The organism is Shewanella sp. AS16 (assembly GCF_021412365.1).
GTDB lineage: Bacteria > Pseudomonadota > Gammaproteobacteria > Enterobacterales > Shewanellaceae > Shewanella > Shewanella salipaludis.
On sequence record NZ_JAKCLK010000327.1, the window covers coordinates 1 to 287 of the forward strand.

Annotated in this window: 1 pseudogene; it reads left to right on the plus strand. The window is 48.4% G+C overall.

Annotated features, from left to right (window positions below):
- A pseudogene (gene fimF, locus LZP73_RS20500) lies at positions 1 to 287 on the plus strand (type 1 fimbria minor subunit FimF); the annotation flags it as partial.

Sequence of the window (287 nt, forward strand, 5' to 3'; positions counted from 1 at the left end):
TGCGCTTTTTTGTGGCTGGCGGTAAGTCACGCTTTGGCTGCGGATAGCACGATTACTATCCGCGGCTATGTCAGAGATAATGGCTGTAGTGTGGCCGCTGAATCAACCAATTTTACTGTTGATCTGATGGAAAACGCGGCGAAGCAATTTAACAACATTGGTGCGACGACTCCTGTCGTTCCATTTCGTATTTTGCTGTCACCCTGTGGTAACGCTGTTTCTGCCGTAAAGGTTGGGTTTACTGGCGTTGCAGATAGCCACAATGCCAACCTGCTTGCACTTGAAAA